Consider the following 16,597-nt stretch of genomic DNA (forward strand, 5'->3'; position numbering starts at 1 on the left):
GACATCCCCACTTCAACAGGTGATCCGCCATGAAAGTCCTGTACGTCTTCGCCGCTACCCTCGCCCTCGGCATTTCGGCCACGGCACTGGCCCACGACCCTTCCGAAAAAATCACCGTCCTGCAAGAACAATTACTGAAAAACGCTCCCGGCAAAAAAGCCATGATGATCGAAGTCGATTACCAACCCGGCCAATCGTCCATCGCCCACAAACACGACGGCACCGCGATGGCTTACGTGCTCGAAGGCGAAATCACTTCTCAGGTCAAAGGCGAACAGGCAATCACCTACAAGAAAGGTCAGTTCTGGTATGAACCCGCCGGCTCCGAACATCTGGTGTCGAAAAATGCCAGCCAGTCCAAGCCTGCCAAGTTGCTGGTGTTCATGGTCTTGGCCCCGGATGAACAGGTGCTGATCCCGCTGAAAGACTGATGAATGTTTAGCCAGCATGTTCGCAAGAGAGAGGGGGGGATATTAATCAGGAACATAAGTTGTATTGAATGAATGGACGTCATCGCGAGCAGGCTCACTCCTACAAGGGAACTCATTCCAATTGTAGGAGTGAGCCTGCTCGCGATAAGTCGGGACAGGCGACACAAAACCTTCAGGCACAAAAAAGCCCCGGCATCTCACGATACCGGGGCTTTTTCATTCAGCGCCTACTTAAGCCAGCTCAGGCTCGGCATTGGCCGTGGCAGGTGCCACCACCGCTTGCCCACTCAACGCCAGATCCAGCAGTTCACGGTTGGCAACCGCATACATGGCGTAGTCAGTGCCGCTCGCGGCACGGATTTCCACCAGCATGGCGCGCCAGCGCGAGATCATGCCTTCGTGCTGTTCCATCCACAGCGCCAGACGTGCTTCCACATCCAGAGTGCCGTCGCCCTGTTGCAGGACAGAGATGGTGATCGCACGTTGCTGCCAGTCGACATCATCACGGAACGCTTCACGGGCCAGCGCCTGCCAGTTGTTTTCAACCGGCAGAGCGCTGATCTGTTGCAGGTACCAGGTGATGTCCAGCGCACTGCCCACGGCGAAGTAGGCCTTGGCCACTTCGGCAGGGTTCTGGCCAGTCACGTCGGACGCTTCGATGATCGGCAGCAGGGTGTACAGGTGCGAGGTGCCCGCAACCATACGCGCCAGCAACTCCGGCACACCGGCTTCTACGTAAGCCTGATAACGCGCCTGCCAGTTTTCACGGATTTCGCCGCTCAGCAGTTCGTCGAGCTTCAGACCCAGCTCTTTCAAGTGCGGACCGAAATGCGCGACGTCACGGGCAGCGTTCTGCTCGTTACGGCGGGCACGCAGGAACCAGCGCGTAGCGCGGCGGCCCAGACGCATCAGCTCGTCCATCAGCTCCAGCTGTACGTCAGCGCTCACTTGGTAGTCCAGCGCTTCGATCTGACGGAACCAGTGCGGGAGGTGGAAGATGTCGCGCACGATCACATAAGCGCCGGCCACGTTCGCCGGGCTCATGCCGGTCGACTCTTTGAGTCGTTGAACGAAGGTGATGCCCATGTGGTTGACCAGATCGTTGGCGATCTGGGTGCTGACGATCTCGCGCTTCAGACGGTGACGACGCATGGCTTCGGAGAACTTGCTGACCAGGCTCGGCGGGAACGCCGTTTCCATGTCGCGAGTCAGGTAGTCATCGTCCGGCACCATGGAGCCCAGCAACTGCTCCTTGAGGTCGATCTTGCTGTACGAGATCAGCACCGACAGCTCAGGACGCGTCAGGCCGTGGCCTTCGGCGATACGCTCAGCCAGTTGCTCTTCGGTCGGCAGGAATTCGATGGCACGGTCGAGCTTGCCACGGCCTTCCAGATCGCCCATCAGACGCTTGTACTCAGCGATACGCTCGTAAGCACGGCGCGCCGCCAGAGACAGGGCCTGAGTCTGCTTGTAGTTGTTGCCCAGCACCAGATTGCCGACTTCGTCGGTCATGCTCGCCAGCAACTGGTTGCGTTGCTTGTCGGTCATGTCTCCGGCCTGAACCACTTCGTTCAGCAGGATCTTGATGTTCACTTCGTGGTCGGAGCAGTCCACACCACCAGCGTTGTCGATGAAGTCGGTGTTGGAGCCGCCGCCATTGAGGCCGAATTCCACACGACCCAGTTGGGTCATGCCGAGGTTACCGCCCTCGCCCACGACTTTGCAGCGCAGTTCGTTGCCGTTCACGCGCAGCGCATCGTTGGCCTTGTCGCCGACATCGGCGTGGCTTTCGGTGCTGGCCTTGACGTAAGTACCGATGCCGCCGTTCCACAGCAGATCCACCGGCGCCTTGAGCAAGGCGTTCAGCAATTCGGTCGGGGTCAGCTTGTCAGCCTTGATGTCGAAGCGTTCCTGCATCTGCGGGGAAATAGCGATGCTCTTCGCGCTGCGCGAGAAGATACCGCCACCTTCGGACATGATGCTGGTGTCGTAATCGGTCCAGGCCGAACGCGGCAGATCGAACATGCGCTGACGCTCGACGAAGCTGGTCGCCGGATTCGGGTTTGGATCGATGAAGATGTGCAGGTGGTTGAACGCAGCAACCAGTTGCAGCTTGTCCGACATCAGCAAGCCGTTACCGAACACGTCACCGGCCATGTCGCCGACGCCGACTACAGTGATGCTGTCTTCCTGAACATTGATGCCGCGCTCGCGGAAGTGGCGCTGTACGCCAACCCACGCGCCTTTGGCGGTGATGCCCATTTTCTTGTGGTCGTAACCCGCAGAACCACCGGAAGCAAACGCGTCACCCAGCCAGAAGCCGTAGTCGATGGCGATGCCGTTGGCGATGTCGGAGAAGGTTGCAGTGCCCTTGTCCGCGGCTACTACCAGGTACGGGTCGTCATCGTCGTGGCGAACCACGTTCAATGGCGGAACCAGCGCGCCGTCTTTCAGGTTGTCGGTGATGTCCAACAGACCGGAAATGAAGATGCGGTAGCAGGCGATGCCTTCGGCCGCGATCTCGTCACGGCTGCCGCCCAGTGGCAGACGACGCGGCAGGAAGCCGCCCTTCGCACCCACCGGCACGATGACCGAGTTCTTCACTTGTTGAGCTTTAACCAGACCGAGGACTTCGGTACGGAAGTCTTCTTCACGGTCGGACCAGCGCAGACCACCGCGAGCAACGTTGCCGAAGCGCAGGTGCACGCCTTCAACGCGTGGCGAGTAGACGAAGATTTCGAACTTCGGTACTGGCTTCGGCAGTTCTGGAATTGCGTGCGGGTTGAACTTGAAGCTGAAGTACGACTTGTTCTGGCCGTTGGCATCAGTCTGATAGAAGTTGGTACGCAGGGTCGCTTTGATCAGGTCGAGGTAACGACGCAGGATGCGGTCTTCGTTCAGCACCTGAACGTCGTCCAGTGCGGTCAGAATCGCTTGTTCCAGACGCTGCTGTTTGTCTTCCAGATCGTCGCTGCCGAGCTTGCGCGCCAGATAGAAGCGGGTCTTGAACAACCGGGTCAGTTCGCGAGCGATGTCGGTGTGGTTGTTCAGGGTGCTGGCGATGTAACCCAGATCGAAGCCCAGACGAATCTGCTTCAGGTAACGGGCGTAGGCACGCAGCAGCGCAACGTCGCGCCACGGCAGGCCGGCAGTCAGTACCAGACGGTTGAACGCATCGTTCTCGGCGTCGCCGCGCACGATGTGGACGAAGGCGTCCTGCAGGGTGTCGTTGAGTTGCTGGATGTCGAGGTCCAGGCCTTCAGCGGCGGTGAACGCGAAATCGTGAATCCAGAACTCGCGGCCATTGGTGTGGCGCAGGCGGTACGGGAATTCACCCAGTACGCGCAGGCCAAGGTTTTCCAGAATCGGCAGGACGTCGGAGAGTGCCAGCGGCGTATCGGCGTGATACAGCTTGCAATGCAGCTCGCGCTGGCCGGAAACCTGACCCAGTGGCTGATAGAAGCTCATTACCAGCGGATTTTTTTCGTTCAGGCTCAGCAAGTGCTGCATGTCGACCACGGCCGAATGCGCCGCGAAGCGCTCGCGGTAGCCGGCCGGGAAGCCTTTCGGGAAGTCGGCCAGCACGTTGGTGCCGTGGGCCTCGCCGAAGCTTTCGACGGTCAGTGCGGCGTAGTCGTCCTGCCAGCTGCGGCAGGCCTGAACCACTTCTTTTTCCAGCAGCAGCGGGTCGATGTCGAGACGGTTCTTCGGATCGACACGCAGGATCAACTGCACGCGCGCCAGTACGGACTCGGAGAAGAACGTCCAGAACTCGCAGTCGGAGGCCTTCAGACGCTCCATCAATACTTGCTGGATCTTCTGGCGCACTTCAGTGGAGTAGATGTCGCGCGGCACGTAGGCCAGGCAGTAGCAGAAACGACCGTACGGGTCTTTGCGCAGGAACACGCGGATCTTGTTGCGTTCCTGGATCTGCACAATCGACATCACGGTGGTGAACAGTTCGTCGACCGGAGTCTGGAACAGATCATCACGCGGCAACACTTCGAGCACCTGCGCCAGTTCCTTGCCCAGGTGAGCCTTGGACTGGAAGCCGGAGCGGTGTTCGATTTCTTCGACCTTGCGGCGGATGAACGGGATGACCCGCACGCTCTCGCCATACACCGAAGAGGTGTACAGGCCCATGAAACGGTGTTCCTTGATGACTTTGCCGTCGGCGTCGATTTCTCGGATCGACACGTAGTCCGGGTACGCCGGACGGTGTACACGGCTCGGGTGCGCGGCTTTGGCGAACGACAGCAGGGTCGGTTCGCGCAGGTAGCTTACGGCGTAGTCTTCGATGCGCAGGTCATCGTAGGTCAGGCCGGTGCGCAGCAGTTTGGTCAGGCCGAGGAAGGAGTTCTGGTCGTACTCGATGTGGCCGCCATCGGCCTGATTGGTAACCACAAACTCTTCGTAGCCGAGGAAGGTGAAGTGGTTGCCCACCAGCCATTCCAGGAAACTTTTGACTTCGTTCTTCTCGTCGGCATCGACGGCGAAGGCGCTGTTGTCGAGCTTGGTGAGGATTTCCTGCACCTTGGCTTTCATCGGCTCGAAATCGGCGACCGCGACGCGGACTTCGCCGAGAACCTGTTCCAGCTCTTTGCTCAGCACATTCAGTTCGGCCGCGTTGGCGCAGCGGTCGATTTCCAGGTACATCAGCGACTCTTGCAGAATGTCGTCGCCCTGGGTGCCCTTCGGCAGAATTTCCAGCAACTCGCCCTTGCTGCCACGACGTACGCTGAGCACGGTGGTTTGCAGGGTGTGGATGCTGTAGCCGCGACGGTTCAGCTCGGTACGGACCGAGTCGACCAGAAACGGCAGGTCATGGTGCAGGACTTCGACCGCGGTGTGGGTCGACTGCCAGCCATGACGCTCGTAATCGGGGTTGTAGACGCGCACTTGCGGTTGCGCGTGATCGAAGCGCTCAAGCAGGCGCCACGCAGAAAGAGTACAGCCAGCGAGGTCGGAGAGGCGACGCTGGGTCAGCTCGTCCAGGGAAATGATGCCGAAGAATTGTTCAGCGAACAGCGCCACTTGTGGCAGTGCCTGTTCACTGATGTGCTGCGCCAGTGCCGCTTGCAGTTGGTGCTGGAAGTCGGCTTTGCTGGCTGCGGTGAAGAACGCCATCTGTGGTACTCCGCTTAAGCTTGTTATTAATGGAAAGCGTCGCGTGCAACACCCCTTTCGGGGCTTGTGTCGCCCTGTTCCTGATTCTCGGGCAGAGGACACAGGGGGACAGGTGGGTGAAGCTGGACGGGACACTCAGGTCACATTCACCTTCCATGAATGAGCATCTGCAAAAGCGACTGTCCGGGGCTGCCGGCAATGCCTTTACGGGTGCTCATCCGTTGCGCAGCTTAATGGGTGCGACAATGTGTCTGCTTGCGGTGCTGCGACATATTCGGTCATTGGCACGTAAACCAAGGCTCTGGCTGCGTTAAACACTAGCATTCGTGGCGCAGAACGTCGGTCTGAATGCCCGGTTTTACGGTACATCCGTGCCAGAAATGACCATTGACCTGTGTCGCGTTCACGACACATCCTCTGACACTCTCACATGCAGAAATTCCCGAGGGCTGGCAGAATCGCGCCCAATTGCGACCAACACGCCCCTTGAGGCAGGAATTCCCCCATGCAAATGACCACCGCCCTACTGATCGTCAACCCGTGCGACGACGAAGAAGACAACATGGCCATGCTCTGCTGCCACAGCGACAAGGGCGACATGTTCCTGATGAGCCGCTATCCGGACGAGGATGAGCTGGAGATCACCCTGGATGGCGAGCCTTCGACGCTCGATGGCGTCAAAGTGACCCTGACGTCGACGCTGCTGAAGATTGAAATTGCGGCGGCGGATGCTGATGTGTTGAACGGTGATGATGTGCTGGAGATCAGCTTCAACCCGGATATGGTGGATATGGATGAGGTTGTGGAGACCTTGACGAATATCCTCGACGGGACTGGCACGTTCATTAACGAAGTTTGATGGTGTCCGGACGGGCCCCATCGCTGGCAAGCCAGCTCCCACAGGTATCAGCTGTGTGCATGCGATTTATGCAACACAGCGATCCCTGTGGGAGCTGGCTTGCCAGCGATGAGGCCAGAACTGCTAGCTCGATAGTCCCCTGCTACAAAAATCCAATAATCCCCCGAAGTATTTCCCGCGCTTTGCGCGAAACATTATTAAACATTGCAACTCATTGAAGTGAAAAGTTAAAAACCCCCACCTCTTACAACAGAAAAAACCGAAAGCAACCCCCTACTCAGCAGCAAGAACAATCCCACAGAAGCTTGGGAAATATCGCTGCCGGTCTCAATTGAAAATCAGATAGCCCACTGTTATTAATAAATCACTTGCATCCCTATCATTGCAAGTGCGCCAACTACCGGTTAGCACCACATCAATAACAAGGAGTTAATATCATGGGTAAAAAACGTACCGAGATCGGCCCTTGGGATAGTCTTCAAGAGATGCTGTATACATCAGATAGTTTTCTGGCTTCTGAAGTGAGCTTCTTTGCCTCACTAACTAACTGACCGACACTGCAGGAAAGTGCCGGAGAAACACTCCGGCATTTATACTATAGGAGACTGTTATGTCTGAGCGTGAGTTTTGCCCTTTTGTAGCGCAATCAAAAATTGAGAAAATAATACGCTCCTTAGATCTAGAGGCGATTACACGCTATACCGACAACCACAAACTGGTAGCAGTTGCCGAGCTTTTTGACAAGTCCAACACCGCAGTTGAAGCTGGAGCGGGCAAAGGGCCAAATTCGCTTGTTGGAGCACTGGCTGAAAGCGTCGAACATTACTGCGCACTTCAATTGAGCTCTGCCGAATCGAGCATCCAGCAATGTGACTTTATCTCGAATCAGCACGCTGCCAGCCACGATGGATTCCTGACGAGCTTGCGATTCAAAAATGAAGCAATCGAGTGTTTCAAACTAACAACACTGGATAGAACGGAGGACCTCTTCATTCCAAGCCTCCTGCTTCGCCCAAAGCTCCATGATCAACCACGCAGCGAAGCCCATCTCTTTTTGAGCCGCTACTCCTCCAACTCAGGTTCTGGTTTCGGCTGTACTAAAGCTGAGGCACTACTACACCGCGCAAACGAACTCATCGAGAGACATGTTTTATCAAAATTATAAGGAATGGAAGTCTGGTAGCACCGCAGGCCATCTTGCGCCAATTACCCGCGAGATAATGTTAGCGCTACACCACTGAAGACATTCAATGCAAACACTCATCAGAACCGCTTGCAAAAATCACGCATGGTTATTGATCTCAACCATCACCACTGTCATAGCGCTGAAAATCCTTGCACTAGCACCGCCACTGCTACTAGGCAAAATCGTCGACGCACTAAACAGCCAAACCCCAACAGCGCTCAATCTACTGCTATTTTTGACAGCAGGAATTACCCTGGCCGGGTGCATTCAAGCAGCAATCAATCCGCTGCAAATCTATTTCCTTTCCAAGTTGGTACAACAGGTAGTGATGGACGCGTCAATTGGCTGGATAGCACAGCTGATGCGCAAAGAGTTCCAGCAATTCAACACGTGGCGTATTGGCCATTTCATTAAGTCAGTAGAGCGTGGGATTACCGCTCATGAGCAATTGCTGACGTTTTTCATCACCACCGGTTTGCCGCTGTGTCTGGAGTTCATCATCGTCGGGCTGGCTTTTTACTACATGGGTGGGGCAGGTATTTTTCTGGCAATGACTGGCATGGCGATCCTTTACTTGTTTGCCGCCCACCGAATCATCAAATGGCGCAGAAAGCACATTGATGCAGTTAATGAGCAGGAGGACGAACTAAGCGCGCTGCTTTTCAGCACCCTGAATACCGGCAAATCGATAAAGCTGGAAAGCGCCGAGCACACGGCAACTCAACCCTTGAACCATGCCTTCCGGCAGTACGCCAAAGCGGCAGTGACGGTGGCCAGTTCCGGAGGGTTCTTGAGTGGAGCGAAAATCCTCTTTGTCAGCCTGTCTACTGGAGGGTTGCTGGGTTGGGGAGTCATTGACCAGTTGTCAGGCGAGCCAAGTATCAGCGTTGGCCAACTGGTTGCCGTATTCGCCATTGCCGGAAGCTTTTTGCTCAACATCTCGGCGCTGACTGAAGGTTATCGAGTACTCGATCAGTTTCTGGCTGATCAGCGAAGACTACGCTACCTGCTGTCACTGCCAGACTTTGATGATAACAGTCGACAAGTCGATATCACGTCGCAGAACGAGTCGACGCTCGCACTCGATCCTTGCACAGTCAGCGACAATAACGCTGTGCAGTTGACCATCAGCAAAACCATGACGTTTTACCAAGGCCAGTCGGTTGCAATTACCGGCCCCAGTGGTGCCGGCAAATCCACCCTGCTTGAAGCACTGGCCGGGCTGAACGCTTCAGCGAGAGCCCACCTGAGTATCGATGAGGTGCAAATCGGCAAACTGAACGCCCAGACTCACTTGGAGGTGTTGAGGTATTGCCCTCAATTGCCGCAGTTTCTGGAGGGTAGTTTTTCCAAGTCGGTGTTATTTGGTATGGAACTATCACCAGACCTGCAATTGGCGATTGAACGTTTAAATCTTGAGGACATTGTTTCGCAACGCAAACTCACCGAGAACGCCTCCAATATTTCCGGTGGGGAGGCGAAACGCCTGTCTTTGCTTCGCCTGATAAACAGGCCGGGGCGGTTCAATCTGTTCGACGAACCCAGCGCCTCCATTGAACCGAAGTTGGCCGCACCGGTTTGGGATCTTTTGTTCGATACGTTTGCGACTCGCGGATTGATCTGTGTCACCCATGATCTCGCCCACCTGTACCGCTTTGATCGGGTCATCGTCATGCAGAACGGCGCGATTATTGAAGATGGCCCCTGGCAGGAATTGGTCGACACAGCCGCAGTCAAACTTCTGTTAACTGATCTTCAGATGGTTGATGAGTAAAAAACTTCAAAAGATGACCGCCTTCGGCAGCTCCTACACGGGATCGCATTCCAATGCAGGAGCTGCCGCAGGCTGCGATCTTTTGCTCTTTTCTACAAAATGCCGTTAGTCGCCACCCCCCGCGATGGATTAAAGTAACGCCCCCAGCCCCGGCGTTACCCGAACGCCTGTGGCCACCCCTTTCCAGGAACATTCACCGATGGAACATCGTGAAGCGCTGCTGGCGCTGCGAACCTTTCTTTCAACGCAGATTCTCGGCCAGGAAAAACTCATCGAGCGTTTGCTCATCGCCCTGCTCGCCGACGGCCACATGCTGGTCGAGGGCGCTCCGGGTCTGGCCAAGACCAAAGCGATCAAAGAACTCGCCGAGGGCATCGAAGCCCAGTTCCATCGCATCCAGTTCACCCCCGACCTGTTGCCTGCCGACATCACCGGCACCGAGATCTATCGCCCGGAAACCGGCAGTTTCGTGTTCCAGCAAGGGCCGATTTTCCACAACCTGGTGCTGGCGGACGAAATCAACCGTGCCCCGGCCAAGGTGCAATCGGCGTTGCTCGAAGCGATGGCCGAGCGTCAGGTCAGCGTCGGGCGCAGCACTTATGAGCTGTCGCCGCTGTTTCTGGTGATGGCCACGCAGAACCCGATCGAGCAGGAAGGCACCTACCCGTTGCCGGAAGCGCAACTCGACCGCTTCCTGATGCACGTCAAGATCGGTTTCCCCGACGCTGCCGTGGAACGCCGCATCCTTCAGCAGGCCCGTGGCGAAGCGCTGAACGGCGAGACCAAGCCCGAGCGCCGGGTCAGTCAGCAGGCGATCTTCGCCGCCCGCAAGGAAATCCTCGGTCTGTACATGGCTGACGCCGTTGAGGAATACCTCGTGCAACTGGTCATGGCCACGCGCACTCCGGCCAAGTTCGACCCGGAAATGGCCGAATGGATCGCCTATGGCGCCAGCCCGCGCGGCTCTATCGCCCTCGACCGCTGCGCCCGGGCCCACGCCTGGCTGGCCGGGCGCGACTTTGTCAGCCCCGAAGACATTCAGGCTGTGCTGTTCGATGTGCTGCGTCACCGCATCATTCTGTCGTTTGAAGCCGAGGCCGCCGGCATCGACCAGGATCGCGTGGTGCAGCGGATTCTCGACGTCGTAGCCGTCGCTTGACCCCCATGAACGCCCCTCTGCCGTCCGAACCGGGCATCCGCGTCAGCCTCGCCGAGCTGATCGAGATGCGCCACCGTGTGCGCGAAGTGCAGCTGTTTTCCACGCCGAGCCAGCGCAGCCCGTTGATCGGCTTGCATCACTCGAAATTCCGCGGTCGTGGCGTCGACTTCGATCAAGTGCGGGTTTATCAGGCCGGCGACGACGTGCGCACCATCGACTGGCGCGTTACCGCTCGCACCCAGGAGCCGCACACCAAACTGTTCCATGAGGAACGCGAACGGCCGATCTTCATCATGGTCGAGCAAAGCACGCGGTTGTTTTTCGGCTCGGGGCTGATGTTCAAATCGGTGCTGGCGGCGCAAGTGGCGGCGTTGATCGGCTGGGCCGCGCTGGGTCACAACGACCGGGTCGGCGGGCTGGTGTTCGGCGACAACGAGCACTACGAAATCAAGCCACGCCGCAGCAAACAGAGCCTGCTGCAACTGCTCAACCGTTTAGTGAAAGTCAACCAGTCGTTGCACACCGAGCGCGAACCGGATCGCGATACGCTCGGTGTGGCCCTGCGCCGCGCCCGTGAGGTATTGCGCCCGGGCAGTCTGGTGATCGTGATTTGCGATGAGCGCGCATTGTCTGATAGCGCCGAGCAGCAACTGAGTCTGCTTTCTCGGCATTGCGACTTGCTGATGCTGCCGCTGTCCGATCCGCTCGATCACGCCCTGCCCGCCGCCGGTCTTTTGCGCTTCGCCGAACGAGGCGCGCAACTGGAACTCGACACGCTCAATTTCGACCTGCGCCAGACCTATCGCGCCCAGGCCGAAGCACGTATCGCCCGTTGGGAATTGCTCGCGCAAAAGCTTCGGGTGTTGCTGATGCCGCTGAGCACACAAAGCGAGATGGTCGAGCAGATGCGCGAGTTCCTCAATCCGCAGCGACCGGGGAAAGGTCGATGAACGGCCTCGAACAACTGCAACCGCTGATCTCCCCGCCACCGATTGCTTTCTGGCCGCCGGCGCCGGGCTGGTGGCTGCTGCTTCTGTTGCTGCCGCTGCTCGGTTTTGCCGTGTGGCGTTTGCGCCGTTTCATCCCGATAAAAAAACGTCCGGTGGTGCGCGCCGAACAGCCGCTCGACCCGGTGCGCATCGCCGCCCTCGCCGAACTGGCACAAATGCCCAAACCCTACGACGGCGCCCCGGCCGGAGCCTGGCTGCAACAACTCAACGGTCTGCTCAAACGCCTGTGCCGCAACCATTACCCCTACAGCCAGAGCCACACGCTCAATGGCCGCAAGTGGCTGGCGTTTCTCGACAACCGTTGTCCGGCCGCCGGGCTGACGCGCTGGATGGTGCTGGTCGAAGGCGCCTACAAACCGGAATGCAAACTCGACGACAAAGCCATCGCCGGCCTGACCCAAGCGGTCGACACCTGGATTCGCAAGCATGTTTGAATTCGCCTGGCCGTGGATCTTTGTGCTGTTGCCGCTGCCGTGGCTGATGCGCCTTGTGCTGCCGGTGGCCGACAGCGGCGAGCCGGCGTTGAAAGTCAGTTTCCTCTCGGACCTTGAAGGCCTTGCGCGTCGTCGTGCTCGGGCCAATCTGCCGGCGTGGCGCCAACAGGCCCCGTTCATTTTGCTGTGGCTGCTGCTATTGAGCGCCGCTGCGCGTCCGCAATGGCTTGGCGAACCGCTACCGATTGCTGCCAGCGGGCGTGATCTGCTGGTCGCGGTGGACGTGTCCGGATCAATGGACTTCCCTGATATGCAGTGGCAGGACGAGGACGTCAGCCGCCTGACTCTGGTGCAGCACTTGCTCGGCGACTTCCTCGAAAGCCGCGACGGCGATCGCGTTGGCCTGATCCTCTTCGGCAGCCAGGCTTATCTGCAAGCACCGCTGACCTTCGACCGCCACACCGTGCGCGTCTGGCTCGACGAAGCGCGGATCGGTATCGCTGGCAAGAACACCGCTATCGGCGACGCCATCGGTCTGGCCCTGAAACGCCTGCGCCTGCGTCCGGCGCAAAGTCGCGTGCTGATTCTGGTCACGGACGGCGCCAACAATGGCGGCGAAATCGACCCGCTGACCGCAGCGAAACTGGCGGCCAGCGAAGGCGTGAAGATCTACCCGATCGGCATCGGCGCCAATCCGGAAGACAGCGGTTCCACCGCGTTGCTCGGGGTCAATCCGAGCCTGGACCTTGACGAACCGGCGCTCAAAGCCATCGCTGAAGTGACCGGCGGCCAGTACTTCCGCGCCCATGACGGCAAAGAGCTGCAAGCGATCAAGGACACCCTCGACCAACTCGAACCGGTGACCCAGCAACCGACTCAAGCGCGTCCGGCGCAGGCGTTGTATCACTGGCCTCTGGCGTTGACCCTATGGCTGAGCCTGCTGTTGGTCGCGCGCGAATTGTGGCCGGACAACCCGTTGCAACGCCTTTTCAACAAGGAGCTGTACCTGCAAAGCCCGCTGCCTGACTGGCGTGAGCGCCTCAAACGCTTGCGTCTGCGGAGGCGCCGATGATCGCCCTCTGGCCACACTGGTTCCGTCCGTGGTGGTTGCTGCTATTGCCGTTGCTCGGCTGGCTGATCTGGCAACTCTGGCATCGGCAAAAACGCGCTGGCCGCTGGCAGATGATTTTGCCGCCGGCATTCCACGCCACTCTGCTCAGCGGCGGTAACGGTCGCGACAGCAAATTGCCGTGGGTCGCCCTCGGTGTCGCGTGGCTGCTGACGATTCTGGCGTTGCTTGGGCCGAGTTGGGAGCGCGTCGAACAGACCAGTCAGAAACCTGCCGATCCGTTGGTGGTGGTACTGGAACTGACTCCGGAAATGCTCGCCACCGACTCACCACCGACGCGACTTGAGCAAGCACGGCGCAAGTTGTTTGACCTGTTGCAGGCACGCAGCGATGCGCAGACCGCCATTGTCGTCTACGCCGGTAGCGCCCACACGCTGGTGCCGCTGTCGGATGACCTGGCGACCAGTCGCAATCTGCTCGACGCCCTAAAGCCTTCGCTGATGCCGCAAAGCGGTCATCGCGCTGACCTTGCGGTGAGCAAAGCGCAGGCATTGCTCAAACAAGGCGCGCTCGGCCAAGGACGGATTCTGTTGATCGGCTCATCCCTGAATGAAGACGAGCGCCAAGGCATTCGCCGCGCCCTGAGCGGTGAGTCAGCGCAACTGTTGATGCTCGGCGTCGGCACCGCTGAAGGCGCACCGATTGCCCAGGAGGACGGCAGTTTCCTCAAGAACGAACAAGGCGCGATCCGCGTCCCGCAACTCGACAGTCCGGGCCTCGGCGCCTTCCTCAACAGCGTCGGCGGTGACTATCACGTCGCACGGCTGGACGAAGGCGATCTGGGCGCCCTCGGCCTGCTCAACGGCCCGCGCAGCCTGCGCGATGACGGCCAGACCGTGCGCCTCGACACCTGGGCTGATCAGGGTTACTGGCTGCTGTTGCCGCTGTTACTACTGGCGGCGTGTGCCGGGCGTCGCGGCTGGTTGTTCTGTTTGCCGCTGCTGTTTTGCCTGCCGCAACCCAGCTACGCTTTTGACTTTGAAGACCTGTGGCTGCGCCCCGATCAGCGCGGGCTGCACTTGCTCAAACAGAAACGCCCCGCCGAAGCGGCGCAACATTTTGCCGATCATCAGTGGCAAGGGGTGGCGTTGTACGAGGCCGGCGACTACAGTGGCGCCGCCCAGCGTTTCGCCGAAGGCAGCGATGCCCGCGCCCACTACAATCGAGGCAACGCGCTGGCGAAAAGCGGTGAACTGGACGCCGCAATCGACGCCTACGAACAGGCCCTGGAGTTGCAACCGGACTTGCGCCCGGCGCAGACCAACAAGGCGCTGGTGGAAAATCTGCTGAAGCTGAAAAAAACACCACCGCCCGCTGAACCGGAGCGCAATCCGACGGAGCAAAACCTGCCCGGCGATGAACCGCCGCCAGCGACCGCGCCGCCACCTGCGGTACAAAGTGAAACCCAAAGCGAGGCTCAGCCCGCCGAGTCGGCCAGCGAACCACCACCGACCGCCCCGCCGCTGCCAGGCCCCGACGAATTGCCAGGCAGTGAGGAGGAAGAGGAAACGAACACCGTGCCGACGCTGCGCCCCAGCGAGGACAACCTCGAAGGCGAGCAACGTCAGGCACTGGAACAATGGCTGGGCAAGATCCCGGATGACCCCGGCGAACTGCTGCGACGCAAATTCTGGTACGAACAGCAACAACATCAGGATCAGGAAAACACTCGATGACCCGCTTCACCGTTCTCTTGCTACCCCTGCTGATCTGCACGGCCACCGCGCACGCGGCCGAGTTGACTGCCAGCGTGGATCGCAGTCGCCTGAACTCCGGCGAGACGGTCGAACTCACCCTCGAAACCAGCGACGTCACCCAGTTCGGCAAACCCGACCTGACACCGCTCGAGCCGCTGTTCGAAGTGCGCGGCACGCGGCAGGTCAACCAGTTGAACACCCTCAGCGGCGACAACCGCGCCACCACGCGCTGGATCATCACCCTGTTGCCGAAGGAAAACGGCAGCGTGCTGATTCCGCCGCTGCAATTGGGCGATGTACAGAGCCAGCCGATCACCGTGCAAGTGGTCGAAAGCGATAGCCGCGAGGACAACAACAAACTCGATCCGGTGTTCATCGAGGCCAGCCTCGATCAGTCCAGCGTCTACGTGCAGGCCCAGGCGATCCTGACCCTGCGCATCTACCATTCGGTGTCGCTGTACGACGACAGCAGCCTGACCCCGCTGCAAATCGCCGACGCGCGCATCGAGCAACTGGGCGACACGCGCACCTACGAGAAAGACATCAACGGCGTGCGCCATGGCGTGATCGAAATGCGCTATGCGATCTACCCGCAGCACAGCGGCTTGTTGACCATTGCACCGCAGACGTTCAGCGCAACGCTGGTCGAGACTCAGCCCGCCCAGGACTCGACCACTCAAGGGCCGAAACCCGGCAAACTGATGCGCGTCAGCTCCGCGCAAATCCCCCTCACGGTCAAACCCAAGCCGCTGACCTACCCGATCGATGCACCATGGCTGCCGGCCCGCAGCTTGAGCCTGAGCGAAAGCTGGAACCCTGAGCCCGAACACACTCAGGTCGGCGACTCGCTGACACGCAGCCTGACCCTGAAGGTCGAAGGTCTGGCCAGCTCTCAATTGCCCGCCATGCCCGCCACCGAAGTCAACGGCCTGCGGCGCTACCCGGATCAGCCGGTGCTGAGCAACCAGAGCAGCGACCGTGGCCTGATCGGCAGCCGTGAAGAACGCGAAGCACTGGTGCCGAGTCGCAGCGGATCAATCGATCTGCCAACGGTGGACGTGGTGTGGTGGAACACTTTCGAGGATCACCTGGAACACACGAGCTTGCCGGCGCGCACCCTGCAAGTGGCGAATAACCCGAGCCTGCAAGTCGACACCCCGACCGGCAGCCTGCAACCGAGCGCGGTCGACAATGATGTGTTGTGGTGGTGGAAACTCAGCACGCTGATCCTGGCCTGCACCACCCTCCTCGGCTTCGGCCTTTGGTGGCGTGCGCGCTGGCAACCAGCGATCCTGCGTGCTGCACAAACCGGCCCGAGCCCTCGCACCTTGATGGATGACATCAAGCGTGCGAGCCAGGCCAACGATCCGCACGCAACCCGCCAGGCACTGGATGCCTGGGCCCGTCAGCAACCAGAAACCCTGGCTGACATGGCTGCGCGGTTTGTGCCGCTGTCGGATGCCTTGGACGGGCTCAACGGTGCGCTGTACAGCGAGACCGGCCAGCACTGGCAAGGCGAGGATTTGTGGCGGGCGATCCGAACCATTCCGGCGGCGGAACGGGTGCAGGATCCGGTGGGTGATAGCGGGTTGCCGCCGCTTTATCCGAAGTAAAAAGCAAAAGATCGCAGCCTTCGGCAGCTCCTACAGTACATCTGTGTTTACCCCTCCATTTCGGCGTGAACGGATCCCCTGTAGGAGTTGCCGAAGGCTGCGATCTTTTGATCCATCAAGCCTTTGGGCAAGCCTGCGCATTTGCCAGTAAACTCTCCCCTCTTTCGCCGCCCCTCAT

Annotated in this window: 11 protein-coding genes; 10 read left to right on the forward strand and 1 reads right to left on the reverse strand. The window is 59.1% G+C overall.

Going from position 1 to position 16,597, the window contains the following annotated elements:
- Positions 1-29 precede the first annotated feature (29 nt).
- Positions 30-431 (forward strand): cupin domain-containing protein, encoded by a 402-nt coding sequence (locus ICA15_RS07835; protein ID WP_210552909.1) that lies wholly within the window; start codon positions 30-32, stop codon positions 429-431.
- A gap of 231 nt (positions 432-662) precedes the next feature.
- Here ICA15_RS07835 and ICA15_RS07840 read toward each other — a convergent pair whose 3' ends face one another.
- Positions 663-5,558, reverse strand: coding sequence for an NAD-glutamate dehydrogenase (locus ICA15_RS07840; protein WP_150602738.1), 4,896 nt, complete (start codon positions 5,556-5,558; stop codon positions 663-665).
- Between the two features lie 505 nt (positions 5,559-6,063).
- Between ICA15_RS07840 and ICA15_RS07845 the strand changes: the two genes are divergently transcribed.
- From ICA15_RS07845 to ICA15_RS07885, 9 genes are all read left to right on the forward strand, one after another.
- On the forward strand, positions 6,064-6,417 hold the full coding sequence (locus ICA15_RS07845; protein WP_150615401.1) for a hypothetical protein: 354 nt from the start codon (positions 6,064-6,066) through the stop codon (positions 6,415-6,417).
- A 610-nt stretch (positions 6,418-7,027) separates the two neighbouring features.
- Positions 7,028-7,582 (forward strand): YcaO-like family protein, encoded by a 555-nt coding sequence (locus ICA15_RS07850; protein ID WP_210552910.1) that lies wholly within the window; start codon positions 7,028-7,030, stop codon positions 7,580-7,582.
- An 85-nt stretch (positions 7,583-7,667) separates the two neighbouring features.
- Positions 7,668-9,377 (forward strand): ATP-binding cassette domain-containing protein, encoded by a 1,710-nt coding sequence (locus ICA15_RS07855; protein WP_210552911.1) that lies wholly within the window; start codon positions 7,668-7,670, stop codon positions 9,375-9,377.
- A gap of 199 nt (positions 9,378-9,576) precedes the next feature.
- Positions 9,577-10,536, forward strand: coding sequence for an AAA family ATPase (locus ICA15_RS07860; RefSeq protein WP_003218556.1), 960 nt, complete (start codon positions 9,577-9,579; stop codon positions 10,534-10,536).
- Positions 10,537-10,541: 5 nt separating this feature from the next.
- Positions 10,542-11,486, forward strand: coding sequence for a DUF58 domain-containing protein (locus ICA15_RS07865; RefSeq protein WP_042559487.1), 945 nt, complete (start codon positions 10,542-10,544; stop codon positions 11,484-11,486).
- A complete protein-coding gene (locus ICA15_RS07870) occupies positions 11,483-11,980 on the forward strand; it encodes a DUF4381 domain-containing protein (protein WP_115147057.1) in 498 nt (165 codons plus the stop codon). Before ICA15_RS07865 ends, ICA15_RS07870 begins: the two co-directional genes overlap by 4 nt.
- Complete coding sequence (locus ICA15_RS07875) at positions 11,973-13,052, forward strand: vWA domain-containing protein (RefSeq protein WP_042559489.1); 1,080 nt, start codon at positions 11,973-11,975, stop codon at positions 13,050-13,052. The genes ICA15_RS07870 and ICA15_RS07875 overlap by 8 nt, the downstream gene beginning before the upstream one ends.
- Positions 13,049-14,785, forward strand: a complete 1,737-nt coding sequence (locus ICA15_RS07880) for a tetratricopeptide repeat protein (protein ID WP_210552912.1) — start codon at positions 13,049-13,051, stop codon at positions 14,783-14,785. The genes ICA15_RS07875 and ICA15_RS07880 overlap by 4 nt, the downstream gene beginning before the upstream one ends.
- Positions 14,782-16,419: a BatD family protein gene (locus ICA15_RS07885; protein WP_210552913.1), complete on the forward strand. Its 1,638-nt coding sequence runs from the start codon at positions 14,782-14,784 to the stop codon at positions 16,417-16,419. The genes ICA15_RS07880 and ICA15_RS07885 overlap by 4 nt, the downstream gene beginning before the upstream one ends.
- Positions 16,420-16,597 lie beyond the last annotated feature (178 nt).

The sequence above is a fragment of the Pseudomonas sp. P116 genome (genome assembly GCF_020149425.1).
Lineage (GTDB): Bacteria > Pseudomonadota > Gammaproteobacteria > Pseudomonadales > Pseudomonadaceae > Aquipseudomonas > Aquipseudomonas anatoliensis.

Coding starts and splice junctions, on each gene's coding strand:
- ICA15_RS07835 (WP_210552909.1), top strand. CDS start 30: ATGAAAGTCCTGTACGTCTTCGCCGCTACCCTCGCCCTCGGCATTTCG.
- ICA15_RS07840 (WP_150602738.1), bottom strand. CDS start 5,558: ATGGCGTTCTTCACCGCAGCCAGCAAAGCCGACTTCCAGCACCAACTG.
- ICA15_RS07845 (WP_150615401.1), top strand. CDS start 6,064: ATGCAAATGACCACCGCCCTACTGATCGTCAACCCGTGCGACGACGAA.
- ICA15_RS07850 (WP_210552910.1), top strand. CDS start 7,028: ATGTCTGAGCGTGAGTTTTGCCCTTTTGTAGCGCAATCAAAAATTGAG.
- ICA15_RS07855 (WP_210552911.1), top strand. CDS start 7,668: ATGCAAACACTCATCAGAACCGCTTGCAAAAATCACGCATGGTTATTG.
- ICA15_RS07860 (WP_003218556.1), top strand. CDS start 9,577: ATGGAACATCGTGAAGCGCTGCTGGCGCTGCGAACCTTTCTTTCAACG.
- ICA15_RS07865 (WP_042559487.1), top strand. CDS start 10,542: ATGAACGCCCCTCTGCCGTCCGAACCGGGCATCCGCGTCAGCCTCGCC.
- ICA15_RS07870 (WP_115147057.1), top strand. CDS start 11,483: ATGAACGGCCTCGAACAACTGCAACCGCTGATCTCCCCGCCACCGATT.
- ICA15_RS07875 (WP_042559489.1), top strand. CDS start 11,973: ATGTTTGAATTCGCCTGGCCGTGGATCTTTGTGCTGTTGCCGCTGCCG.
- ICA15_RS07880 (WP_210552912.1), top strand. CDS start 13,049: ATGATCGCCCTCTGGCCACACTGGTTCCGTCCGTGGTGGTTGCTGCTA.
- ICA15_RS07885 (WP_210552913.1), top strand. CDS start 14,782: ATGACCCGCTTCACCGTTCTCTTGCTACCCCTGCTGATCTGCACGGCC.